At 42.3% G+C, this 22,850-nt stretch carries 21 protein-coding genes and 2 pseudogenes; 6 read left to right on the top strand and 17 right to left on the bottom strand.

The features are described from left to right. Positions 1–49: 49 nt before the first annotated feature. The 5 genes and pseudogenes from ACJHXB_RS21655 to ACJHXB_RS21635 all read right to left on the bottom strand — a co-directional run bounded on the left by ACJHXB_RS21655 (position 50) and on the right by ACJHXB_RS21635 (position 2,718). On the bottom strand, positions 50–376 hold the full coding sequence (locus ACJHXB_RS21655) for a hypothetical protein (protein WP_000206697.1): 327 nt from the start codon (positions 374–376) through the stop codon (positions 50–52). A 301-nt stretch (positions 377–677) separates the two neighbouring features. Continuing rightward, positions 678–818, bottom strand: a pseudogene (locus ACJHXB_RS21650) (hypothetical protein); the annotation flags it as partial. Positions 819–837: 19 nt separating this feature from the next. Next, the gene (locus ACJHXB_RS21645) at positions 838–1,545 is read right to left on the bottom strand and encodes a hypothetical protein (RefSeq protein ID WP_063084541.1); all 708 of its coding nucleotides are present in this window, start codon (positions 1,543–1,545) and stop codon (positions 838–840) included. 1 nt (position 1,546) lies between these two features. Beyond that, a complete protein-coding gene (locus ACJHXB_RS21640) occupies positions 1,547–2,299 on the bottom strand; it encodes a conjugal transfer protein TraL (protein ID WP_000797967.1) in 753 nt (250 codons plus the stop codon). A gap of 17 nt (positions 2,300–2,316) precedes the next feature. After that, positions 2,317–2,718: a hypothetical protein gene (locus ACJHXB_RS21635; protein WP_063084542.1), complete on the bottom strand. Its 402-nt coding sequence runs from the start codon at positions 2,716–2,718 to the stop codon at positions 2,317–2,319. A 365-nt stretch (positions 2,719–3,083) separates the two neighbouring features. Here ACJHXB_RS21635 and ACJHXB_RS21630 point away from each other — a divergent pair, with 365 nt between their 5' ends. The 4 genes from ACJHXB_RS21630 (at position 3,084) to ACJHXB_RS21615 (ending at position 10,276) form a co-directional block, all read left to right on the top strand. After that, positions 3,084–3,425, top strand: coding sequence for a plasmid mobilization protein (locus ACJHXB_RS21630; RefSeq protein ID WP_000730722.1), 342 nt, complete (start codon positions 3,084–3,086; stop codon positions 3,423–3,425). Further along, the gene (locus ACJHXB_RS21625) at positions 3,422–7,735 is read left to right on the top strand and encodes an LPD7 domain-containing protein (RefSeq protein WP_034169409.1); all 4,314 of its coding nucleotides are present in this window, start codon (positions 3,422–3,424) and stop codon (positions 7,733–7,735) included. Before ACJHXB_RS21630 ends, ACJHXB_RS21625 begins: the two co-directional genes overlap by 4 nt. A gap of 97 nt (positions 7,736–7,832) precedes the next feature. Then, positions 7,833–9,458, top strand: a complete 1,626-nt coding sequence (locus ACJHXB_RS21620; RefSeq protein WP_049589868.1) for a phosphoethanolamine--lipid A transferase MCR-1.1 — start codon at positions 7,833–7,835, stop codon at positions 9,456–9,458. Positions 9,459–9,529: 71 nt separating this feature from the next. Then, positions 9,530–10,276, top strand: coding sequence for a PAP2 family protein (locus tag ACJHXB_RS21615; RefSeq protein WP_063101822.1), 747 nt, complete (start codon positions 9,530–9,532; stop codon positions 10,274–10,276). On the opposite strand, the gene ACJHXB_RS21610 is transcribed toward ACJHXB_RS21615, so the two are convergent. The 8 genes from ACJHXB_RS21610 to ACJHXB_RS21575 form a co-directional block, all read right to left on the bottom strand. Next, positions 10,257–10,697, bottom strand: coding sequence for a hypothetical protein (locus ACJHXB_RS21610; RefSeq protein ID WP_000666084.1), 441 nt, complete (start codon positions 10,695–10,697; stop codon positions 10,257–10,259). The two genes, ACJHXB_RS21615 and ACJHXB_RS21610, sit on opposite strands and share 20 nt — an antisense overlap. 345 nt (positions 10,698–11,042) lie before the next feature. After that, positions 11,043–11,249: a hemolysin expression modulator Hha gene (gene hha / locus ACJHXB_RS21605; RefSeq protein ID WP_000850854.1), complete on the bottom strand. Its 207-nt coding sequence runs from the start codon at positions 11,247–11,249 to the stop codon at positions 11,043–11,045. 68 nt (positions 11,250–11,317) lie between these two features. Continuing rightward, complete coding sequence (locus ACJHXB_RS21600) at positions 11,318–13,483, bottom strand: type IA DNA topoisomerase (RefSeq protein ID WP_063078686.1); 2,166 nt, start codon at positions 13,481–13,483, stop codon at positions 11,318–11,320. A gap of 4 nt (positions 13,484–13,487) precedes the next feature. Continuing rightward, the gene (locus ACJHXB_RS21595; protein WP_001303470.1) at positions 13,488–14,063 is read right to left on the bottom strand and encodes a hypothetical protein; all 576 of its coding nucleotides are present in this window, start codon (positions 14,061–14,063) and stop codon (positions 13,488–13,490) included. Between the two features lie 169 nt (positions 14,064–14,232). Then, positions 14,233–15,909 (bottom strand): PcfJ domain-containing protein, encoded by a 1,677-nt coding sequence (locus tag ACJHXB_RS21590; RefSeq protein ID WP_000289347.1) that lies wholly within the window; start codon positions 15,907–15,909, stop codon positions 14,233–14,235. A gap of 94 nt (positions 15,910–16,003) precedes the next feature. Continuing rightward, a complete protein-coding gene (locus tag ACJHXB_RS21585) occupies positions 16,004–16,519 on the bottom strand; it encodes a thermonuclease family protein (protein WP_000698398.1) in 516 nt (171 codons plus the stop codon). 46 nt (positions 16,520–16,565) lie between these two features. Continuing rightward, on the bottom strand, positions 16,566–17,219 hold the full coding sequence (locus ACJHXB_RS21580; protein ID WP_170855322.1) for a hypothetical protein: 654 nt from the start codon (positions 17,217–17,219) through the stop codon (positions 16,566–16,568). A gap of 11 nt (positions 17,220–17,230) precedes the next feature. Continuing rightward, complete coding sequence (locus ACJHXB_RS21575) at positions 17,231–18,355, bottom strand: site-specific integrase (protein ID WP_000486716.1); 1,125 nt, start codon at positions 18,353–18,355, stop codon at positions 17,231–17,233. Between the two features lie 38 nt (positions 18,356–18,393). On the opposite strand from ACJHXB_RS21575, the gene ACJHXB_RS21570 reads away from it, so the two are divergent. Both ACJHXB_RS21570 and ACJHXB_RS21565 read left to right on the top strand, forming a co-directional pair. After that, on the top strand, positions 18,394–18,648 hold the full coding sequence (locus tag ACJHXB_RS21570) for a pilus assembly protein PilV (protein ID WP_224519887.1): 255 nt from the start codon (positions 18,394–18,396) through the stop codon (positions 18,646–18,648). A gap of 847 nt (positions 18,649–19,495) precedes the next feature. After that, positions 19,496–19,717, top strand: a pseudogene (locus ACJHXB_RS21565) (shufflon system plasmid conjugative transfer pilus tip adhesin PilV); the annotation flags it as partial. Here ACJHXB_RS21565 and pilV read toward each other — a convergent pair. From pilV to ACJHXB_RS21545, 4 genes are all read right to left on the bottom strand, one after another. Next, positions 19,714–21,090, bottom strand: coding sequence for a shufflon system plasmid conjugative transfer pilus tip adhesin PilV (gene pilV / locus ACJHXB_RS21560; RefSeq protein ID WP_000750519.1), 1,377 nt, complete (start codon positions 21,088–21,090; stop codon positions 19,714–19,716). The pseudogene ACJHXB_RS21565 and the gene pilV overlap by 4 nt on opposite strands. A 12-nt stretch (positions 21,091–21,102) precedes the next feature. Next, the gene (locus ACJHXB_RS21555; protein ID WP_000934977.1) at positions 21,103–21,738 is read right to left on the bottom strand and encodes an A24 family peptidase; all 636 of its coding nucleotides are present in this window, start codon (positions 21,736–21,738) and stop codon (positions 21,103–21,105) included. A 3-nt stretch (positions 21,739–21,741) separates the two neighbouring features. After that, complete coding sequence (locus ACJHXB_RS21550; protein ID WP_001258095.1) at positions 21,742–22,224, bottom strand: lytic transglycosylase domain-containing protein; 483 nt, start codon at positions 22,222–22,224, stop codon at positions 21,742–21,744. A gap of 65 nt (positions 22,225–22,289) precedes the next feature. Beyond that, positions 22,290–22,847 carry a type 4 pilus major pilin gene (locus ACJHXB_RS21545; protein ID WP_000095048.1) on the bottom strand — a complete coding sequence of 186 codons (558 nt, stop codon included), beginning with the start codon at positions 22,845–22,847 and terminating at the stop codon, positions 22,290–22,292. Positions 22,848–22,850 lie beyond the last annotated feature (3 nt).

Here is a 22,850-nt window from a genome sequence, read left to right as displayed (position 1 = left end):
GACGAGGAAGCGGAAGATCCACCGTTGCCAGGAGAAAAGCAGGTACGCACTATGCATTCTGCCCTAGTGATGCTTTCACAAACCACGCGGCCTGAACTATTACGCCATGAATCCAGCGCAAATCGGCATCACGATTTTCTTTTTTCATTTTTTCGCCACTTAAAGCCTTGCTTACGTGACTTTTTACCAGATTTTCGTGTAATTCTTTTGCTTCTTCAATTGTGAAACCACCAGGCAAATTTGGCGCTTCTGCTTCCAGTGATGCCAGAGCAATTTCATAAGCCCGGCGCTCAATATTGTCTCGCACGTCCAGGCTGCCGATTCGCTCCCTGATTTCTTTAATTAGTTTCTTGTCGTCGTCGGTAAATGTTGTCATCTCACTCTCCTTTGGCGTCAATGTTTACAGCCTGGCAAGCCTCTTTGAGCACCCAGTCAATAGCGTCTTTCCATGCCCCTGTTTCGACGGGAGGATTCGTGTGCTTTACCTGATCGTAGAAGCGTACTGCGTTTACCAGTCCTCTTGTTGGTGCTGCTATCGCAGGTGGTAAGTTGTAGAGTTCCTGAATTTCATAGTTCGGCCTGTCGTTGCAGTCTTCTTTTGTCGGCACGTATTTCCAGTCACCAACCCACGTTTTACCCTGAGAGTCCGTAACGTCTTTTTTCACGTAACGATACCTCCATGCAACAACCCCAGCTTCCAGCGATGCCAGTGCGATTTCATAAGCCCGGCGTTCAATATTGTCTCGCACGTCCAGGCTGCCGATTCGCTCTCTGATTTCTTTAATCAGTCCCTTGTCGTCGTCGGTAAAAGTTGTCATTAGTGACTCCTTTTCATATCTATGGTTTTCTTGAATCAATTTCGTCTAGTTTGAGTTTTATATTTTGCTGGTCTGATTTTGGTAATTTTCTCATGCTCTCTTCAGTTATTTTTTTCATATCAAGAAAAGCTCTTGCATAGAAGCGCAGGCTTGCCTCTTTTTCATGTTGTGCAACATACCAGGTTGCGCCAGAAAATGCCGCAGACAGGCATAATGTGCACAAGGCACAAATTGCAATGGCTGTTCTTGTACTGAAGGGTTTTACAGTCTTAGATAATGACTTCAACTTTTCTTCATATAATTTGTTGTTTTTTTCCTGGTTGCGTTTAATTCCAGATATGAGTTCAATAATATCATCTGTTAATTTTTCTTTTACCTCAATACTTGTTTCTTTTAGATCGTTTTTTCCCTCTTCTACTTTTTCTTTTATTTCATTATCCAGATCGCCGCACGTCTCAACAATATTCTTGAATCTTTGAATATAGTCATTTTCTACAGATGAAACGACCTGTCTGAAGCCCTCAGACAGGGCAGTGAAGTTAGCTTGTAACTCATTGCTGAATTTTTCCTGTATCTTTTGGTTCAGAAAAATTAATGAAATAACTGGATCGTCTTTTGATATTTTATGCCCTGTCTCCTTGAATACATCAACAATAAAATTATCAATATCTTCACTGGAAACAGCCTTTTCAGGCTGTTTTAATTCTGGCTGATTAACTGTACTCATATTATTCACCGTATTCATCGTCATAGATGCTATCTAATTGTTTGTAAATGTCATTGAAGACTCGTTTTAATCGTGATTTAGCCATTAATCCAAAATGGTCGGACTCAAGAGCTTCTTTCAGTGTTAGTGATTTTTCTGTTAGCTCTTTGATGTCAGAGGCAAAGGCATCACTTTTTCTGTCCTGAATAACCACAACGCCAGCGATTACATCCTTGTTTTTTTCAATGAATTTAGTTTCTATTAATGGGATATTTTCAAGTGCTGGAATACCCTGAAATTCATTTATCCAGACAATAAGTTTTACCTTACTTCCTTTAACCAGTTCTTTCAGTTCTTCAAATCCCTGCAAGGTATCCGCAAGAGCTTGTCCACCAACGATAACAGTATGGATATAAACGTCTTGTTCTACATCTTCAAACATGTCCATAACACAGTTATCATTGAAATACTGAATTAACGGTAAAAATGTAGATGCGCCATTGTCAATAACAAAAGTATTCTGACTATTGGTCAGCATCGATTCGAACATTGGATCGAATTTGGATTGTATTACTTTGCTGTTTTCAGTGATTTGTATCAAATCTGCATTTAATCTTTTTACTTTAACCGTAGTTGTATTAACCGGGTCTGTGTCACCGACTACGATATTATCCATGTGATTTTCATCAATAAAGTATTGTGCCAGTATTGCGGTCGCGAATGATTTTCCAACACCACCTTTACCCTGAAGGATGAAATTGATTGAGTTTTTCATTTATAATGCTCCTTTACTTAAAGATATTTATTTATAAATTTTTCATTCGTAGCACTTGGATCGTGCTCTATTTCTTTTTTGTTCTCACTAATGTTTGAAAAAAAACCTTTTACCCCCCCTCTCGGTTCATCGCCTTTAGCTTCATTCTGAACAATTACATCTATGGTTTTTGTCTGTTCTTTTGGTTCAGTGCATTTTTGTCTTTTTTTAGCCCTCTCTGTCATATTTATATAAGTCTTTTGGGCTAGTTCTGTCTTGGTGTTGTTGTTTATGTAATCAGCTATTTGCTCCCATGTATAATATTTCTTTGCTTCAAGTATATTTTGCAAATACATATTGAAGACAGCCTGCTTTGATTTCGATTTTGTTTCGTTTATAGCCTCGCATATTGGAGATAATAAACTCTCGATCTTTTTCATTTGTTACATTTCCTCTCTCTCTACCTCCTACATTGGCATAATACCTTATTTAAAGCAATTTGCTCGCCGTTTGTGTGGGTGATTATGTGGGTTGTTTTGTGGGTTGTCAATGGGGGTGTGGTCTTTTTTGTGGGTTAAAGTGTGGGTGATTGTGTGGGTTGTGTGTTTTTGGTTGTGGGTTATTATGTGAGTCATTGTGTGGGCTGTATGCACGGCATTTTTTGTTCTTCTAAAACACAGGCACGATACCGATTGTACACAAGACCGTTCCGGTCATGTTACAATCGTGTGCCAAAGGGGGACGCCCCTTTGAAACCCCGAACGATGCAGCCGTTCTTATGCGGTTCTACGAACCTTGAGGACATATGAAGAAAAAAACCAACAAAAACGTTCATGTAACATTCAGACTTACCGAAGAAGAATATGCTCCGTTCGATAGGGCTATAAAAGAGCTTAATATTAGTAAGTCTGAATTTTTCAGGCTGCTTACTATTGGTAAAATAAACACATATGCATCTGATAAACGTAACATACCAGAATACAAACGTTGTCTTTCTCAGTTGAGTTGGGCAGGAAACAACATAAATCAAATAGCGCACCGATTAAATTCAGATCATTTAAAAGGTATTATATCAGAATCGCTTTATAAAAAGGTTTTAAATGGACTAATCGGTATTCGTGATCGCCTTCAGGAGATAGCTAAATGATTGTCAGATACGGTGGTGGTAATGATGGTATCGTTGATTATCTGATAAATGGTCGCAAAGCAGAACGCCAGTACACGCGTGATGAACTTGATCATCGTGTTGTTCTTGATGGTGATTTACAGACTACAGATAAGATTATTGATTCTATTGAAAACAAAAGTCAGGAACGTTATTTGCACATTACTCTGTCTTTTCATGAAAGTCATGTGTCGAATGAAGTGTTAAAGGCTGTTGTTGATGATTATAAAAAATTATTGATGAATGCTTATCATCCTGATGAATACTCTTTTTATGCGGAAGCTCATTTGCCTAAAATTCGTCATATCCAGGATAATAGCACTGGTGAACTTGTTGAAAGAAAACCACATATTCATATTGTAATTCCTAAAGTAAATTTGATTACTGAAAAGTTCCTGAATCCAGTGGGAGATGTTACCAAAGGGCATACAATTGAACAGCTTGATGCTATACAGGAATTTATTAATAATAAATATAATCTTGATAGCCCTAAAGACTATCCGCGTAAAGATGCGGATTACGGAAAAATTATAAGTAGAGTTAAGGGGGATCTTTACAAAGAGCATCACTCTGAATTGAAAGGTGAGTTGCTTTCGCGTATAGAGAACGAGAAAATTGAAAATTACTCTGTATTCAAAGATATTGTTGCAGAGTATGGTGAACTTCGTATAAGAAATGCTGGTAAAACCAATGAGTATCTGGCTGTAAAATTGCCTGGAGATAAAAAATACATAAACTTAAAAAGTCCTCTTTTTCGTCAGAATTACATTGAGACAAGGACATTAACACTTGAGAAACCAACACACAAAGAGATAGAAAAGAGACTTAATACCTGGTTAAATAAAACAAGCCAAGAGATTAAGCATATTTTTAACCAGGCGGAGAAAACAAGGGAACTTTACAAGACATTAAGCCCTTCACAACAAATTGATTTCCTGCAAGAGAGGATAAAAGAATATGACTCAAGAGAAAAACTTAACGAAAGAAATTCTCAGCAAACGTCAGGACGAGCGGGAGGTTACAAGTCGTGTCCTAAAAAGTTTGCCAGAATCCGTCAATCTGAAGCAACAGTCGGATTGTCACGTATGCCCCAACGCGGTATGGTTTACGGAATCAATGGATTCACAAGACCCGACTCTGTCAGTGTATTGTCAGATATTTCGCAGCGTGATCTGGCAGAGCAATTATCGCAAAGAGAACATCCTGGTCAGGATGTGCGACGGGATTATGATAGACAATTCACAGAGTCAGGAATAAAAAGTCTTGAACGCTCTTCTTTTTTGTGTGAAACGATGTTTCAGACTCTGAATGAGGCGGCAGAGAAAAACGAAATTGCAACGATGGCAGAAATTCGCAGAAATATTGATCCTGTCAGGTTTCTGTCTTCTGCCGCCGAGCGTTTTAATATTATTCCAGCGCAGCATAAAATCAGAACAGCAAAGGACGGTTCCCCCCGGTTTTCTGTGGGGAATCGTAATATGAACGCATCTGATTTTCTGACAAAGCATATTAATCTTGCCTGGAAAGATGCGAAATCCTTTCTGCTTGAAGTTTATTCACAGCAGTTAGAAAACACGCCATATACGCGCTATCCAACCTACAGACGCCTTACGCATCATGAAGCCCGTGAGCGTCTTAACTCACTGAATTTATCGGAAAAAACATTACGAAATACTATCAGGTTTGAGCGTGGCAAGCTGTATAATGATCTGCGAGAGATGAGACGCGAGTTGAAGTTAATACCACGTGAACAGCGTGATATTGCCGTGGGTGTGATTGTTTACAAAAAACTAACCACACTTGAGCGTCTTTCTGAACTCGACACAGAGGGGCGACACATAATTCGTCAATATCATGCTGACTGGCATAAGGATAAAGATGAAATGAAAGCCCTTGAACGTCTCAAAAGCTATCTCAACTTCGATGAAATCAACGCCATTTCTGCTGACGAACCCGAACTTTCGCTTCAGAAAGCGGTGGATTCCCAGCGCCGCTTAGAAGAGGCGAAAAAGGTTAACTCCAAACTAAAAGATCTTGTGATGGATAAGCAGGATTCCAGGATTGTTTATCGCGATCAGGAATCGGAAAAGCCTGTCTTTACCGACAAAGGGAACTTTGTCGTTGCGGGTAAAAATCCTTCAAAAGAAGAGATCGGAATAATGCTTGAGTATTCCAGGGAAAAGTTTGGTGGTGTACTCAAACTTACCGGCTCTGAAGATTTCAAAAAAATGTGCGCTGAAGTTGCCGCAGAGCAGGACATGAAGATTATTTTACGCCCGGAGCAGTATCAACAGATGATGCTGGAATTAAAAGCAGAACTTCAGGGTAATAAGTTTGAGCAGGTGGAAACACAGGAAAATAGCCAGGAGTCCGAATCCAGAATAGAGAAAGGTGATGCATTGAAGGAACAGGCCACCGAACAGGAACAGGCTACAGAGCAGGCACAGGCTACAGAGCAGGCACAGGCTACAGAACAGGCACAGGCTACAGAGCAGGCACAGGCTACAGAGCAGGAACAGGCCACCGAACAGGAACAGGTCACCGAACAGGAACAGGCTACCGAACAGGAACAGGCTACCGAACAGGCACAGGCCACAGAGCAGGCACAGGCCACAGAGCAAGCACAGGTCGCAGCGCAGGCCACATCTTCATATGATCCTGGTGTTATTACCAGGGCAAACACCCTGGATTCACAGATGCTTAGTAAAGGCACAAATGGTGAATTTGGCTATTTGAAATCTCTGGATAGCGATGAAAATGAGATTTGGGAAGTGCTGGGACATGTACCTGGAGACAGCGATGATATTTTTGACGTTGCCAGTTTTGATAATGAAAACGACGCAAAAGAATTTTGCAAAATTGTGAATGAGTTAGGTATTGACAGAACACAGGCTCTGATTCAGGAGCAGCTTACTACTCAACACGATCAGGCTACTGCGCAGGTGCATAATAAACAGGAAATTTATTGTATAAACTTTAGTCGCTTCCATGATTTGAATGAAGGTATCGTCTTTCATTCTAAAGATGCGGCTATTCAGTGTTATGAGGAAAGCAAATCTTCTGCAATAGAAAAATATGAAAGCAATTATTTAAATGGTGATGGTTTTGATACTGTTGTGCTTATGTCTAAAACTGTCTCAACCGATGAATTATCCTCTTATCCAGAGGGGGCATTAGTAACGTTTGATAGGCCATTTGAAATAATTGCCAATTCATATGAAGAATACCGTACTCCAGTGTATGCGGTTTCTTTTTCGAAGGATGAGTTTAGTGAAGATATTAAGACTTTTGAGTCATTGCACGACGCATCTGAATATAAAAATAAGATGCTTCAGGAGCACGGGCTTAACCAGGATGATATCTTAATCACACCTGTAACAAGAGAAGAAATCGCCTTTAAAGGAATTAAGGACGCTGTTAATGACGCTAATATGGCAGTGATGGAACAGGCGGGGGATTCGTCCAGAGAATCACCAGAAGAGATACTCGCCAGTATTTCAGCTAACGAGCATATGATCTCCGGGCTTGAAAACTTCCTGGTTAAAGACCGTTCTCAGTTCAGTTCCTGCAATGGGGATATCGTTGTGGAGGCGGAAATTACCAGGGGGGAAGGTGGTCTTTATCACCTTGCGGTCGCTGGTAAGCATGGCTTAGAGCGTGGTGATGCAGTTGCCAGAGTGGATGTTACGGAGCAGCAATTTGCCGCGATCACTGGAAAAACACCTTCTGAAGTTTTAACGGGGGACCAAACATCGGCTCGTGTTCCGGTAATTACAGGTATCCATTTCAGTACAAGGGCTATTGAAAATGTGAATAAACTGGAACAACAGAAGGATTATGTCTATTTCTCAACACATGAAGGCCTGAATGCTGAAATAAAAGATTTCAGCTCTCTCAAGGATGCTATTGAGTGGGGCCGGGTTGAATGCGAGCTACATGATCTCAATAAGCGCGATACTGTCATTTATCGCGTCGAGTCTGAACATATTTCTCAGGGGATTGACGCTGTAATGAAAAATGCTGAACGCGTGGAGCGTCATGAAATTGAGAAAGCACAGGGACGGGATTGCACGCCGGAAGACGGCAAGATTCTTGAGGCAATTGATCGCTTTGAGGACAAGTTCAGAGGGGAAGGACTGAAGTTCGAAAGGGAGAAGGCCGAATCCGATTTGCTTAATCACGGATTCACTCGTGAAATGGCAGAAGATGCTCTTGGAAAACAATTTGTCCAGGCCAGAGAAGAACATCTGGAATTGCAGCAACAGCGTGACAATTCACAGGACATGCACTAATTAAGAAAAAAGCCCGGTTTTCGGGCTTTTTAAGAGCTAAAAAATTGCAGTATAATTGCCGCAATTATCCCACCGTTTATTTTTTGAGTAGTTTCTCATGATGCAGCATACTTCTGTGTGGTACCGACGCTCGGTCAGTCCGTTTGTTCTTGTGGCGAGTGTTGCCGTTTTCTTGACCGCGACCGCCAATCTTACCTTTTTTGATAAAATCAGCCAAACCTATCCCATCGCGGACAATCTCGGCTTTGTGCTGACGATCGCTGTCGTGCTCTTTGGCGCGATGCTACTGATCACCACGCTGTTATCATCGTATCGCTATGTGCTAAAGCCTGTGTTGATTTTGCTATTAATCATGGGCGCGGTGACCAGTTATTTTACTGACACTTATGGCACGGTCTATGATACGACCATGCTCCAAAATGCCCTACAGACCGACCAAGCCGAGACCAAGGATCTATTAAACGCAGCGTTTATCATGCGTATCATTGGTTTGGGTGTGCTACCAAGTTTGCTTGTGGCTTTTGTTAAGGTGGATTATCCGACTTGGGGCAAGGGTTTGATGCGCCGATTGGGCTTGATCGTGGCAAGTCTTGCGCTGATTTTACTGCCTGTGGTGGCGTTCAGCAGTCATTATGCCAGTTTCTTTCGCGTGCATAAGCCGCTGCGTAGCTATGTCAATCCGATCATGCCAATCTACTCGGTGGGTAAGCTTGCCAGTATTGAGTATAAAAAAGCCAGTGCGCCAAAAGATACCATTTATCACGCCAAAGACGCGGTACAAGCAACCAAGCCTGATATGCGTAAGCCACGCCTAGTGGTGTTCGTCGTCGGTGAGACGGCACGCGCCGATCATGTCAGCTTCAATGGCTATGAGCGCGATACTTTCCCACAGCTTGCCAAGATCGATGGCGTGACCAATTTTAGCAATGTCACATCGTGCGGCACATCGACGGCGTATTCTGTGCCGTGTATGTTCAGCTATCTGGGCGCGGATGAGTATGATGTCGATACCGCCAAATACCAAGAAAATGTGCTGGATACGCTGGATCGCTTGGGCGTAAGTATCTTGTGGCGTGATAATAATTCGGACTCAAAAGGCGTGATGGATAAGCTGCCAAAAGCGCAATTTGCCGATTATAAATCCGCGACCAACAACGCCATCTGCAACACCAATCCTTATAACGAATGCCGCGATGTCGGTATGCTCGTTGGCTTAGATGACTTTGTCGCTGCCAATAACGGCAAAGATATGCTGATCATGCTGCACCAAATGGGCAATCACGGGCCTGCGTATTTTAAGCGATATGATGAAAAGTTTGCCAAATTCACGCCAGTGTGTGAAGGTAATGAGCTTGCCAAGTGCGAACATCAGTCCTTGATCAATGCTTATGACAATGCCTTGCTTGCCACCGATGATTTCATCGCTCAAAGTATCCAGTGGCTGCAGACGCACAGCAATGCCTATGATGTCTCAATGCTGTATGTCAGCGATCATGGCGAAAGTCTGGGTGAGAACGGTGTCTATCTACATGGTATGCCAAATGCCTTTGCACCAAAAGAACAGCGCAGTGTGCCTGCATTTTTCTGGACGGATAAGCAAACTGGCATCACGCCAATGGCAACCGATACCGTCCTGACCCATGACGCGATCACGCCGACATTATTAAAGCTGTTTGATGTCACCGCGGACAAAGTCAAAGACCGCACCGCATTCATCCGCTGATTTCTCCCTGTATTTTTTCCAAACCCACCGCACACTCCATTCGTATTATGGGCGGTGGGGTGGGGTTTGTTATGCCGTATTTATCAAATAAACGCCTACTTGCTGAGATGAGTATCGCTCTTGTCATGGCGATCGTTGCCACGCTGACCCTTGAGCACAGTCAGATTGATCTGATGGTCGCTGATTGGTTTTATCTGGGTATGGGGCATTGGATGGTTGCCAAGCAAGCTTTTTTGCCAGATTTGCTACTGTATTCTGGACTAAAAAAGCTGCTGATGGCGATGCTGATCTACTTGCTGGTTGCGACCATTTGCCGTGCTTATCATGAGAAAAAGGGCAATGCTATCACTGCCAAGTGGCTTGTCCCAGTGACAAAATTTCGCGTGCGTGAGCTTGCGTATCTGGTGCTGACTTTGATCCTAGTGCCGACAGTTGTCGCGTCATTGAAGGCATATACTCATGTGGTCTGCCCTGTGCATTTGACGATTTTTGATGGTACGCTGCCGTATTTGCCGATGCTTGATAGTATGCGTAACACCATTCCTGATAAGTGCTTTCCTGCGGCGCATGCCAGTAGCGGATTTGCGCTGTTTGCCTTTGCGTTTGCGCCAAGTTTGCGCCGCCGTCGTGGTGCGATCATCATCGTGGTGATGGCATTGGGCTGGGCGATGGGCTGCTATAAGATGATTATTGGCGATCATTTTTTGAGCCATACGGTGGTGTCGATGATGCTTGCGTGGGCGATGTCGGCAGGGCTTGCGTGGGTGTTTTTTAAGAAGGGTGAACAAGGAAAAAAAATCAACCCCAAACAGAAATAACAGCTACAAAAATGGACAGTAATAATGCAATAAAAGTAATGTTGAGCCATATGTTGGACGAGTCTTTTAAGACTAATGAGGCTGTTAATGCCATTGTAATGAAACTAATGATAATAATGGCTGCAAATAAATATTGTACAATGTTTTTTATTGTACTTGGTTGCTCCCCAATTCTTTCTCTGTAATTTGCATCAACATTAGATATCCATTGAAGTAATAGAGCAATAAAACAGCCTACTCCGCAAACGGTGAATTGCACAGACGTCGGGTTTGAATCAAACAACGAGATCGCTAAGTTATATAAGTATACCGCGCCTGAAATCACCCCGACAACTAAAATAGAGATGAGTATAATCCGAAGAACTAATGTATTGCTTTCCTTTAAGGAATATATTAAAGCCGCTTTTTCGTATTCTTTCATGATTTAATCCAGTCTATAAGTATAAGAACCAACAAAACTGTCCAGGATTCATTTTCTGTGAGCATATGAAATCCCATCCAGAGTGATGATACTGGCAGAAACACGCCCACAGCCGGAATTATTAGTCTGGCGGAGAATATCCTTATCAGGAGTATCAATAGTGATAAGAACAGAAAAAGAGTGATCATGTGGAAAAACATTCACATCACCTATAACACTATTAAGATAGCCTGCCAGATATCCATTTCAGACAGGCTATATACAGGGTTCAATTCATTCTATGAAAGGTGTATAGGGATTGCTGATGTTTGTGTCGATCAAAAATCTAATATTAATAGATGAGAACTAATATACATATTTCCAGACGGATGGGGGGATTTTATCGTAGAGTTTATTCATTGTGAGTTCTGCAAGCCTGTGATCGGCGGCGGCATTAAACGACTCAAGCTCAGAAGGAGGGAGGCTGTTTTGGTTTTTTTCAATAATCTTTTCAAGTGTGTCGAGTGTTGAGCAACGTCTTAACTGAAAGAGCCAGTCTTGTTTTGTTTTCATTGTACAATTCCTGAAGAACATCCTTGTCCTATAGTAGCTACAACGATGTTTGATTTCTACTGCTGGATTTATTTCTTACTTTTTTGTGTAAACTCAAATCCCAGTTTCCCGGTTGCTTTGTCAACCAGTTTTACTTTTGCTGAAAATTCTTTGTTTGTTTTTTGACTAATGAAACCTTTCAATTCACTTGTAACTCCTTTTGTTATTAACGTTTCAATTTGTTTATCGGTTAATGATTTGCCGCAGAAATCTTTCCATATCTTAAATTCACATCCTGTACAGGAATAGCTTTTTGGCCTGATAACAATCTGTTTACCACAGGAAGGACAAGGAGAGGACAGGCGTTGTGACTGACCAGACGGCGCGCTGGGGGAAACTTTTATTTCAGCACTGTTCGCATTACTGATCATCGGTATCAGATCATTGTACAGTTCGTCAACGAACTGTTCGATGGTCATTTCTCCGTTTTCAATGAGTGTCTGTTTTTCCGCCCATAATGCCGTCATATCTGGATTAACAGCTATATCCGGCAGAGCATCAATAAGCGCATACCCGGTATCTGTCGGAATAAGTTTTCCTTTTTCCAGGGTGATATAGTTCCGTTTTTTCAGTGTTTCCAATATGGAAGCCCGCGTAGCTGGCGTACCAATACCGCCATGTTCGTCTTTTTTATCCCGATCTTTATCCTTCAGTAACTTTTTAATCACTGGATCAGTGACAAAATCTGCGACACGAACAAGCGCGGCAAGTAAAGTGGCTTCGGTGAATAATGGCGGTGGCGTTGTTTTCTTCTCATTCACAACCACTTCTTTTGTCGTCACTGTTTCTCCTGTGCGAATTTTACAGAGCAGATCAAAAGCGGAATCATCATTTTCGGCTTCTGATTCCTCATCCCCGGTATTTTCCTCACCAAGAAACGCTTCAAATCCGCTGTCTGTTGTTTTCCTGGCACGGGCATAAAACGACTCATCACCACACTGAATGGCAACGGATACTTCCTGGTATGTTTTTTCAGGCATGAACTGAACAAGATAGTGTTGTGCGATTGCCAGGTAAACATTGCGCTCGTCACTGCTCAGCGCGTTTACATCCGGTACGTTAACGGTCGGGATTATCGCCGTATGCGCAGTCACTTTCGCACTGTTAAACGCCTTGCTTTTACGTGTCGAATCAACGTCCAGTGGCTGATCGAATACTGACTTCAGGGCATCGAGAACCTGTGGTGCTTCGCTGAATTGTTCATCAGAAAGATATGAGCAATCTGAACGGTTGTAAGTAATTGCTTTGTATTTTTCACGTAGCTGCTGTGTGATATCCAGCGTTTGTTGTGCCGTCATTTTGAACTTCTTGTTCATGTACTGCTGAAGCCGGACCAGGTTAAAGGGCAATGGCGCAGCCGTTTTTTTATCGTCTGTTGCTGCTGCTTCAACTGTCGCTGGTTTTCCTGCAAGGGAAGCCGCTGCTCCATTCGCCCACGCCTTATCAAGTAATTTACGGTCTGTCAGTGGTGCGAACTCACCAGGTTTCCAGTTCGCCCTGATAACATCAACGCCGCGTTGAAAATGCCCGGTCATGGTGTAGTAGAAACTGGATTTATGATTCTTGTTGGCACGGGTGCGATTTACTATCAGGCCAAGAATAGGCGTCTGAACACGCCCGACCGAAAGTGTCCCTTTATAGCCTTTAGCCCGTGCCGGGATCGTATAAGCACGCGTCATGGATAAACCGTATATCGCGTCGGCTACAGAACGCGCCAGAGCCTTGAGATAGAGTCCTCTGAAGTCACGGTTATTTTTGGGATTTGCCAGTGCCTTTTTCACTGCCGGAAGGGTGTTGTCGTTGATCAGAACGCGCTTAACGGGTTTTGTGTTGCCTGCATATTCCAGGACCTCATCGACAAGTAGCTGTCCTTCGTCATCTGGATCGCCAGCATGAATAATTTCGGTCACATCGGCACGCCTGATAAGCTCAATAATCGTTTTAACTTGTTTTGCGGCGCTTTCTACTGGCTGGTATTTTACGGGATAAAGACGCAAAGGGAGTGTTTCAATCTTCCACTCTTTGTATTCAGGATTATAGTTTTCGGGGGGCTGTGATTCGATAATATGACCAAAACAGTTAGTCACAATAGTATTATCACTTTCAAACCAGCCATCATGACGGGTAAAATTGCCACCAAGCGCCTTAACAATATCATTCGCTACTGCGGGTTTTTCTGCGATAAAAAGTTTCATTTTGTTATCCTTTACATTGAATTAATCTTTTGGCACAACGGATAGCACGTTCTTCTGATACTGCCTGTTGCCAGTTATCTTCACTTACTGGATGTCTGAATCTGCGTTCACAGCCATTAAAAGCAAAAATCCCCTCACGGTTAAGTATATTAGTTGCAATATCCTGGTCTTTAATTCTCAAAAAGGCTGTTACGGCAAAACCAGAATACGAAGAAATTTTTGAAATGATGCATTCATCAGCTTTTATTAACGCGGCAAAAGGAACTATCTTTTGATGACCACACGAAATCAGAGGGAGTGTGTGAATATCATAATAAGCTATTGAATGACAATCCATGCGGGTATCATCAATAGCTGCCAGCCAGAATCCTGTCTGGTCTTTTATTTTTCTGCTAATATCTGAATCTGAAACACCAGGATTTAATAAATATCCACCATAACAGACATGGAAGGGGTGAGCAGATTCATCAATATCAGGAAGTTCTTTTACCGGATTTTCTTTCCAGTCCTTCAGAACACCGAATTCAAGAGCATCCAGCAAAAACTTTCGTTCAAATCCATCAAGCAATGCATATTGCATGTTAAACCTCTCAAAGAAGCTCTGATTTGTTGACCTCATGGTGAACCAGTTCACCATTGCGTAAGACAAACAGGTAAGAAAACTTTCTTTCCTTATCTTTCAGTCAGTTTTTGTATTCAGAAAGAATAAACACCCAGTCATCGGTGCTGTAATGAGATGCGATGACTCATTATCTTTTTAGTGATGAGTTGATTATTTTTAAAATATGCCTGCCTTTAATTAGCATGTTTCTGGAAACAGCCTGATTACGAATACCTCTCATCTGGTCAAACTGATAGGTTAAATCATGTTCTTTTCGTGAAAGTCCAAGAGTGGCTCTTTCATTATCCATCAGGACTGAAATTGCAATATATTCTCCAGATGCACACCAGTCTGCATAACTGGCAACGCAATGTTCCATCTCCTGACCTTCCTGACACAGAGCATCAAATGTAATTAATTCATTTACACCGTTATCAACTTTCTGCCAGTTTATCCCAGTTCCTTTCCATTTTGGGATTACGGGAATAACGTTATTCTTCACTTGTCGCGTCCATTCATCAGATAGTCTCCAGAAAGAAGGCCACTCCTGGTTTTTATGAATTAACCGTTCTTCTGCTAACAACCAGTCAATTGCATGACACAACTGATTCGTTTCCATTTCCCAGCGTGATGTTTGCCTGGATTCAGTATTACGGTCATAAAAGCCAATGTTTTTAAATAAATCACGATGATATTCTAGCCATTTTGAGCATATACGATAAATATCATTTTCTTTTTCTGAGTAAGCTCGAATGCTAATATAATCGATAATCCAGTAAATTGCTCTCACAGGATAGTTCTTGATAAGTGGATGGCGTAATAATCTGACTGTAAATCTGAATGATGCATTATCATGTTTATCATTTAAAGCATATACTAATGACAAACTAACATGTCGTAAACTTCTGAACTCACCATAACTAAGTTTGCAGGGAAAACTGATTTTTTCATATAACTCTTTTGTCTTTCCAGATAGTATAAACTGACCATTTTTATGTTGTTGTCTTAGACGACCAACCATAGGCCACAATCCGAAAAAATCCATATCATTCACAATATGGATTCGCTTTGAAAAATCCAGATAGTCCTCAAATAATGCCTGACGAATTGAATTGTAAGCTATCGAACAATGTGAAGCTCTGGCATATTGTGCAAATATCTTTTTATCTACCATTATCCATATAGCTTTACTCAATGCTTTTGAAGCATTAAATTCATTATCCACCCCTATAATTTTTAATGCTCTCTGATAAATTTTGTTTTTTATCTCTGCGAGTAAAATATGTCTGCTGATATATCGTGTATTATAGGGGTAGTTGAATGATGCTATTTTACCAAGGCAATGAACAATGTCATGTATTCCATACTCATATGAGTAATATACATTGGATGGATATAGTGTGGAAATATAACGACTCTCACTGTTTTCCTCTTCCTCTCCAATGCGTAACAAATAGAGTTTGTCTTCAATTGAATATCCAGCCTCAATCAATGATTTGATGATGTAGCTAATCGCATATTTTAACCAGTCGTCCATGTCGTATGCAGATTTTTTAGACCAGAATAAAAAAATCTTACCAGGAAATGAATTTCTTCTGGTCCATACCCCAGTGTGCTTATCTCTTAGCTTGTATCCCCACAAAGTGATTTTGTTATTCTTTTTGTTTTTTCTAATACGAAAAACGCCACAAATGATAATGGAGATGTACTTTTCATTCTCCTCTGTTTTTACAAGACGAAGCCCCCCTGTATTTTGATAGATTTTAAAAACATCATGCAACGTAAGAATATTATTGTCCCTTGTCTGTTGATTAATTACATACATGCCGCCCCCTGTTAAAAAGAAGCCTTTAATATTGCACAAAGATAAAAAGACAGAATCATGGCAAACCAAAAGAAGAATGCATTTTCTTGCCCCCTTAATTTCTGATACGCCATTCCCACGGTGGAACCGGATTTGCATCGGCCCACAAACCACGTTTTTGTTCCTGCGCTTCCCGTTGCAGAGCCGGTAATGACTCATCCACGTTGTAACGTTCATATACCCATGCAGCGCCAGACTGAACCATAAAGCGGCTGGCATCCGTGCCGTTCGTCGTGAACACATGACCGATAATGCGTCCGTAGCGGTCTTTATGTGAATAAGAGACTGTCACCTGTTTACCTGCAACCAGAGTTTTAAGCTGACTAGTTGACCAGCGTCCAAAAGGTTGTTTCTTTTCAGGGGCATCGATGTTTATCAATCGGACTCGGATCGGAACTTCATACACAACAATTTTTGCGGGTAGTGTTTTAATTTCTATGGTGTCGCCATCGAGAACGCGAATAACTTTCCCCTGAAGAATTTTCTGGTTAAATGTATAAGGTATTCCACCTGCATTTGCAGACTGAAAAGCGGTAAGCAGATAAATAAATATTGTTAATAAGATTTTCATAAAAGATTAACGTTAATTTGTCTGTGCAATGGATAGAGCGTTATTCTTATTTTCTTCCTGCCGCTTCATCGAAAAATGATGATTTTCCTACTGCTGCGGCATCATACTGAAATGAATATCCAAAATCATCGTCATGCTCAAAACCTGTATTTTCTCCATTTTTTAGTCTGGAAAGAATAATCTCAAGTTGACTGATTATATCTTCCCTTTCACTATGACGAGTGCCTTGTAAGAGAATAGTTACTTGTTGCAAAGGATATGCATGTTCAATCCATGCCTGGCTAGGTCCAGAGTGCGTTGTATATAAATTTTTTTGTGCCGAAATATTATTCAGAAAACAGTTTAAGTCATCATTGGAATAAATTTCTTTAATATTGTTGATGTTGGATGTTAGTTTTCCAAGTTGGAATGGTGGAGAATTTTTGTCTTCATTGTTGTCTCCTTTATCGTATTCTGGAAACACAATTAACAAAGGTGCACCATTAGTTCTCTTCATAAAACGGGTTACTAGCCGCCCAATATATTTATTGGACATATGCTGTTCAATGTCCAGGACAGCATATTCCTCCGCTGGGAACATTTTGTTTTTTTCGATGGATTTAATTTTTCTGGTAAGATGAATGTTTCTGATAAGCAAACCTACTATCAGGAAGTAAATAAATATCCAGAATAAAAAATCACTCTGTAGTTGTTCTATCATAAGTGAATCCTCTAATTTGTTAATGGACAAATCATTACCCGTTCATCAATGTTTGTAGGAAGTTCGCCAGGAGTAGGGACGCGTTCTCCTCGCTGGGCGGCTTGTGCCAGTGTTCGTAGCAGCAACACGCTGGCATGAAATATGGCCTGTTCTTTTGTGGCTGCGCTTGTTTCCAGGTCGAAATCACTCAGAGTCACAACGACTTGCCCGTTTCTGTTCTCGACCGTTGCCGGGTAGGGAACAAAATAGGGAGCGATTTTGCTGGTTTGCTTGCGTCGGGCATCGAGTTTACTGACAAGTTGATAAGCCCGAAGGTGTGTGTATCGTTTCAACATGTTCAGGGAGCGATGGCCTGAAATAGCGGCAACCTCAATGACGTTCAATGTACCAAGTTCGAAAAATCGGCTGATAGCCTCATGACGGAGGTCATGAAAATGCAAGTTTTCTATCTTCAGTTCCTGAAGTGCTGTTCGCCAGGCACTTTTGAATCCCGAAGAGGTATAAGAAAAAATATTACCGTTAAGCTGTGTCGGCAGCATTTGCAGGTAATTACGGGCTTTCCTGGATAGCGGAACATCGCGTGGAGCACCGTTTTTGGTTGTTGGAAGATGAGCTACCCCATGTTGCAGATCGACGTGTTCCCAACGCAATGACAAGATTTCACCTTGTCGCATTGCTGTTTCCAGCGCCAGATGAAAAATGACGTAAAGAGCCTGATTTTTTTCTTTGAAATACCGCGAAAGTCGGCGTTCTTCTCCTGAAGTCAGGCGACGATCGCGCCCGCTACTGATTTTGGGTTTTCTGACCAGTTCGACAGGATTCATGCGGCATGTTCCCCATTCCACACGGGCGATATTGAATAATGATGACAACAGGGCAAGTTCAAGACGGACGGTGTTTCCGGTTATTTGACGCCCCGTTCGTGGGTTAATTTGCGCCAACCGTTGATCCCGATAATTGGCAATATCAACAGTGGTAATGTCATCCATATAGCGTTCAGCAATAGGGTGACGTTTAATCACATTTACGCGATAAAACTCCTGTAGATGGCCTTTTTTGTGGATGGATACTGTCTTCAGGTATTTGTCCAGCGCCCGGCTGATTGTCATTTTGCGAATTTTGATTTTCTGAAACATATCCCCTCCAGACAAAAAAGGGGGGAAGGTAGAGATTCTTGCTTCGAAATGCAATATCACCGTGCCAATCCGGTCGGTGGTCTGGTGGCAATAAAGTGAACTACTCCGCCTGTAAGTGGTATCAATCATCTGTAGCAATGAATCACTTCATTGGCGGGAAAAGTGGAGGATCTATCTACTACAAACCCATTCAATGCCCGACCGGATTTATCATGACAGGTACACGCATGTATGGCATTGGTGATGGCGTTGATGAGGAACACGTTGATGCTTATTGTTGCCCCTTCGGTTAAATCCCAGCACCAGGAAGATTCAGGCATGTAACAGTAATTGTGCCGCCGGACTCATAATTTCCCCACGCATAATTATTCACATACCAAACCTTGTTTTGGTCGGAGTATACCTGCTGAAACCCACCAAAAGGCGCACCATTAAGGTATGTCCACGAACAGTACGCATGTACGCCAATGCTCAGATTTCGGGTGTTTTTCCCGATATTGTACGTACTGGTAGTGAAGTTCACTTTTGCCGTTGTCCAGATACCGGATTGGCACTGGCCTCCGTGCCAATCCGGTACGTGGAAAAAAATTGGCGCAGGTGATAGCCAAATTGTTACCGCTTCAGCTACTGCGTGGCGTTGGCCTGGAGCAACGGCAACATGTCCATCTGGCAAGAAAGTCATTGGTGGAGGCGGTCAATGCAGATCAAATACCGGATTTATATGGCTCACACGTTCCATGCCTTCAGGCAACAATGCATGGACTGCCAGTTGCGACACGACCGAAGATCAAAATGGTTCAATTACAGTTTACGCCATTTGCCAGTGACGATACTTATCACTGGCAAACCACGATGTAACTACATTTCCCCGACAGGTCAGTTCGGTGAGTACCGCCATAAAAGTTGTATTCGTCATAGAAGCCGCATTTCACAATTCGATTGGCATCATAGGTTGCAACTGACCCCGCAAAATAATTCGGCTTCCACCCGTGCGGATTTTCTGCATTACTGACACTCCAGGTACACTGGCTGGCAGAAAAACCAGATGGCAATGGGATCTGTTGTCCATTTGCTATTTTTCCTGTCAGAACAGTGCTACCTGATGCCCTTCTCCACGTACCGGATTGGCACGGAGGCCAGTGCCAATCCGGTGTGTGGAGGGCATTAGGTGGAAAGCTCAAGGTTACTCAACTTTCCAGCACTGGTTACTTGGGGCAATTTGACTTTTGTGCCATTGCCAGAATGGGAAATGCTGAGGATTCTCATTACTGCCAGGTAGTCGAGAGTCCATCTGGTTCACGAAAATGGTACAAATACGAGCACAAGACAGGTTGTATTGCGTCCTGTGTAACTCTCAATTAAGTTTGGTATCCAAATACTGAAAATACCCCTGAGCCACAAGAGTAGTTTTGGGCCGGATAAGAGGTGATCTGATAAGTTGCGCCAGCAGGGACAGCAAAAGAGATGAATGCTGTCTTCCCATAAGATGGGTTATTACTCGCATTTGTGCTAATCAATGCCCCTGCAACGTATCCCTGCAATCTGGATGTGTTAGCACAATCTCCCCCGGCGGAACCACCATTCCCTCCAGAGGCGTAAACAAACAGCGTACCACTTCCCGTATTGCGACCAGTAAATGATCCTCGGTGTGATCCAAGATTACTGTAACTACCGTTAGAGGAACCGGAAGTTCTCCACACACCGGATTGGCACGAAAGTATCGCCCCTGTACTGTCGCGGCCTACAAGCCCGTTAGGGGAGCAGGAAGCGCCAGCCGTTGCTGTTTTTTCAAGCTGTAAATACTCGCCTGTATAGAGGCGTCCATCAGCGCGTACAGTTCCACCTTTTACCTGGCCGCCAGTATAAATCCCTTTATTATTCACGCTGCGCAACCAGGACGAATCGGACATATACCAGCCGCCACCATAGGTACTGTTCATCCAGCCTTTGCTGTTTTTTGTGACCAGCCAGCCATTATTCGAAGTGATATCGCCGTTGGTTGTGGCTGTATTTCCTGAAATTGCGCCAGAGAACGTACCGTTACGTGCGCTGATATCGCCGGAGAGCGCGGCGGCGTTGCCGTTTAAAGTGCCGACGTTGTTCAGATTGTTGCTGTTCATATCAATCGCCGTATGCATCCTGTTAAGGTCGGGACGATTGGTTATGGAGTAACGATATAAACGGTCGCTTTCCTGCAAATCAGCGCCAACAAGTGCCATTGCAATATGCCCGGTCGCGCAGTTCAGCCCGTAATTTGAAGGCGTGTCAGACCAGCCGCCACCCGCGCCAATCGCCTGCTTGCTGCTGTTGATGTAGCCGCCAAGCCCTTCAATCATGCTTGCTACCGAGCGCATTCCGGCTTCTGACAGGGACTGACCGCCATTACTACAGGTCAGGGCTTCCAGACGGGATGTTTTGCTGTTCTTTGCAATACCGGTAATGTAGCTTTGTCCAAAATTGGATTCAGAAAAACCAGATTTCAGATAGCCTTTCTGAATGAGTGTTGCTGGCGTGATTGTTTTGGGTAAAGAGCCAGCAAGTAGTGTTGATGCATTGTCAGCAACATAATTACGAACAGCGGTGTTATAGGTATTTGCGTGTTCTGCTGCATTCTGCCAGCGAACATTATTCAGATGGTTTTCAATGTTTTCATAAACTTTAGGGATAACCATCACCATTATGCCGATGACAAGCAATACCTCAAGGAGAGATACACCTTTATCTGTCTTTTTCATTGCTCTTAATCCTCAGAATAATATTCCCGGTACGAGTGAGTAAACAAACATTCCGCCACAAAGAAATGGGCCAAATGGGATATATTTTTTTTGCTTGTTTAATCCGCCAAGAGTGAAGAAAATAATTCCGCCGATAACGGCAATAAATACAATTGAACAGGCAATCTCAGGCGTTGGAAACCATACGCCAGTTCCTGCAATAAGTAGCACATCTCCCATGCCGAAACTTTCCGTTCCGTTTTTATATGCAAAGTAAAGTCTTACAAACAGCATAATGAAGAACATCAGTATTGCACAAAACAAACCAGACAATATATTGTTATTCCATGTCTGATATAACAGGCCGGAGAAGATAAATGTCACGGTATAAAGGCGTGGTAGTAGAAATGAAAGAAGGTCTATACAGGCCATTAATGTAAGGAAAGCATAGAAAATAATCACTATTATAGATTGAATCAGTGATAGCTGATTTAATGAAAGATACATAACGGCAAGCGTTGTCAGTATCAGGCAGTAATATTTCTCTGCTCCGGTTTTATAAGATACATTAAGTTTATTTAAACGGAATTTAACTTCATTGTAGGCGTAGCATTGACAGACGATATTTGCACAGCAAAGTATCGCCGTATTAAATATGCTGTTTAGCATAAGTTACCTTACCATGTATTTATTGTAGACATAGCGTGCGTATTTGATTCTTTTCTGTTCGTTACTTTCTTTGAAACCAGCGTTATAACTGCCAAGACAACTCCAGTTTATGCCGCATTTCTGAAAATGTGTTGCCAGAATCCACGCGCCAATCTGTATATTGAGACAGGGGTTATCAATAAGCTCTGATTTGTCTTTTATTACGCCAAGTTTTTTCAGGTTAGGGATGTGTGATGAATTAATTTGCATTAGTCCGTAATCGGTGCTTAATATTTTTCCTTTTTCTTTGTTGTGATTTATCCGGTCTGGTATGAGTGAACTTTCTACAGTGGCAATGCTTTTCAGAAGCAGGGGGTCAATCAGGTAACGTTGCCCGGCTTGTGCAAAGCAGGCATCAAATCGGGTCGTTGTCGCTGAATATGCGGGTTGCAATGAAAAGATTAATGATGAAATACATGATAGCAGGATATAAAGAACAGAACGCACAATACTCCTCCTTAAACATGGAAAAAATAAGCGCCCGAAGGCGCTTATCCGATGCACATGAAAAATCAGGAATCAGTGCTGAAGGTCAGCGTATTGCTGTCAGATGCGCAAACAGTTGCTGCACTGACGGTTGATGTGGAAGTGTTGTTAATTTTGGAGATTGCGCTGGAAGAACGCAGGGCGTTTACCATTGCCATGCAGTTTTTCTGTGGGACATTGGCCTCTACAACATTGAAGGAGTATTTATCCGAAGAGGTGGTGATTGTAACGGAGCCGCCCCACGGGTTTTTCGCGCTTGCGCCAGTTGTATCTGCGATCATATCGGATGGCAGTAATCCTTGCGCGTAGAGAGTCTTAATATAGTTACTGTCAGTATAACGCCCCTGGAATTTCAGTGATTTCATGTTGGCAATCACTGTCAGGACATTGTTTTGTTCATTGGATGATTGAATGTTGGATTGCACCATTGAATAGAGTTTATATGCACTTGCTGCAAGTACAACAATAACACCAACAACCAATAACACTTCCATCAGTGTTGCCCCTTTGTCCTGTTCTTTTTTACGGCGTGCAGAAAGAGAAGAAAAAACAGAACGCATATTTAAAATATTAATAGAAGACATAAT

This window comes from Escherichia sp. WS3227_2 (genome assembly GCF_046486495.1).
GTDB classification, from domain to species: Bacteria; Pseudomonadota; Gammaproteobacteria; order Enterobacterales; family Enterobacteriaceae; genus Escherichia; species Escherichia coli.
Note: the sequence above shows the minus strand (reverse complement) of the source record. Positions and strands in the feature narration are given on the sequence as shown.

Bases quoted from the DNA above. Each gene is read 5' to 3' on its own strand.
- ACJHXB_RS21655 (WP_000206697.1), bottom strand. From the start codon at position 376: ATGACAACATTTACCGACGACGACAAGAAACTAATTAAAGAAATCAGG.
- ACJHXB_RS21645 (WP_063084541.1), bottom strand. From the start codon at position 1,545: ATGAGTACAGTTAATCAGCCAGAATTAAAACAGCCTGAAAAGGCTGTT.
- ACJHXB_RS21640 (WP_000797967.1), bottom strand. From the start codon at position 2,299: ATGAAAAACTCAATCAATTTCATCCTTCAGGGTAAAGGTGGTGTTGGA.
- ACJHXB_RS21635 (WP_063084542.1), bottom strand. From the start codon at position 2,718: ATGAAAAAGATCGAGAGTTTATTATCTCCAATATGCGAGGCTATAAAC.
- ACJHXB_RS21630 (WP_000730722.1), top strand. From the start codon at position 3,084: ATGAAGAAAAAAACCAACAAAAACGTTCATGTAACATTCAGACTTACC.
- ACJHXB_RS21625 (WP_034169409.1), top strand. From the start codon at position 3,422: ATGATTGTCAGATACGGTGGTGGTAATGATGGTATCGTTGATTATCTG.
- ACJHXB_RS21620 (WP_049589868.1), top strand. From the start codon at position 7,833: ATGATGCAGCATACTTCTGTGTGGTACCGACGCTCGGTCAGTCCGTTT.
- ACJHXB_RS21615 (WP_063101822.1), top strand. From the start codon at position 9,530: ATGCCGTATTTATCAAATAAACGCCTACTTGCTGAGATGAGTATCGCT.
- ACJHXB_RS21610 (WP_000666084.1), bottom strand. From the start codon at position 10,697: ATGAAAGAATACGAAAAAGCGGCTTTAATATATTCCTTAAAGGAAAGC.
- hha (WP_000850854.1), bottom strand. From the start codon at position 11,249: ATGAAAACAAAACAAGACTGGCTCTTTCAGTTAAGACGTTGCTCAACA.
- ACJHXB_RS21600 (WP_063078686.1), bottom strand. From the start codon at position 13,483: ATGAAACTTTTTATCGCAGAAAAACCCGCAGTAGCGAATGATATTGTT.
- ACJHXB_RS21595 (WP_001303470.1), bottom strand. From the start codon at position 14,063: ATGCAATATGCATTGCTTGATGGATTTGAACGAAAGTTTTTGCTGGAT.
- ACJHXB_RS21590 (WP_000289347.1), bottom strand. From the start codon at position 15,909: ATGTATGTAATTAATCAACAGACAAGGGACAATAATATTCTTACGTTG.
- ACJHXB_RS21585 (WP_000698398.1), bottom strand. From the start codon at position 16,519: ATGAAAATCTTATTAACAATATTTATTTATCTGCTTACCGCTTTTCAG.
- ACJHXB_RS21580 (WP_170855322.1), bottom strand. From the start codon at position 17,219: ATGATAGAACAACTACAGAGTGATTTTTTATTCTGGATATTTATTTAC.
- ACJHXB_RS21575 (WP_000486716.1), bottom strand. From the start codon at position 18,355: ATGTTTCAGAAAATCAAAATTCGCAAAATGACAATCAGCCGGGCGCTG.
- pilV (WP_000750519.1), bottom strand. From the start codon at position 21,090: ATGAAAAAGACAGATAAAGGTGTATCTCTCCTTGAGGTATTGCTTGTC.
- ACJHXB_RS21555 (WP_000934977.1), bottom strand. From the start codon at position 21,738: ATGCTAAACAGCATATTTAATACGGCGATACTTTGCTGTGCAAATATC.
- ACJHXB_RS21545 (WP_000095048.1), bottom strand. From the start codon at position 22,847: ATGTCTTCTATTAATATTTTAAATATGCGTTCTGTTTTTTCTTCTCTT.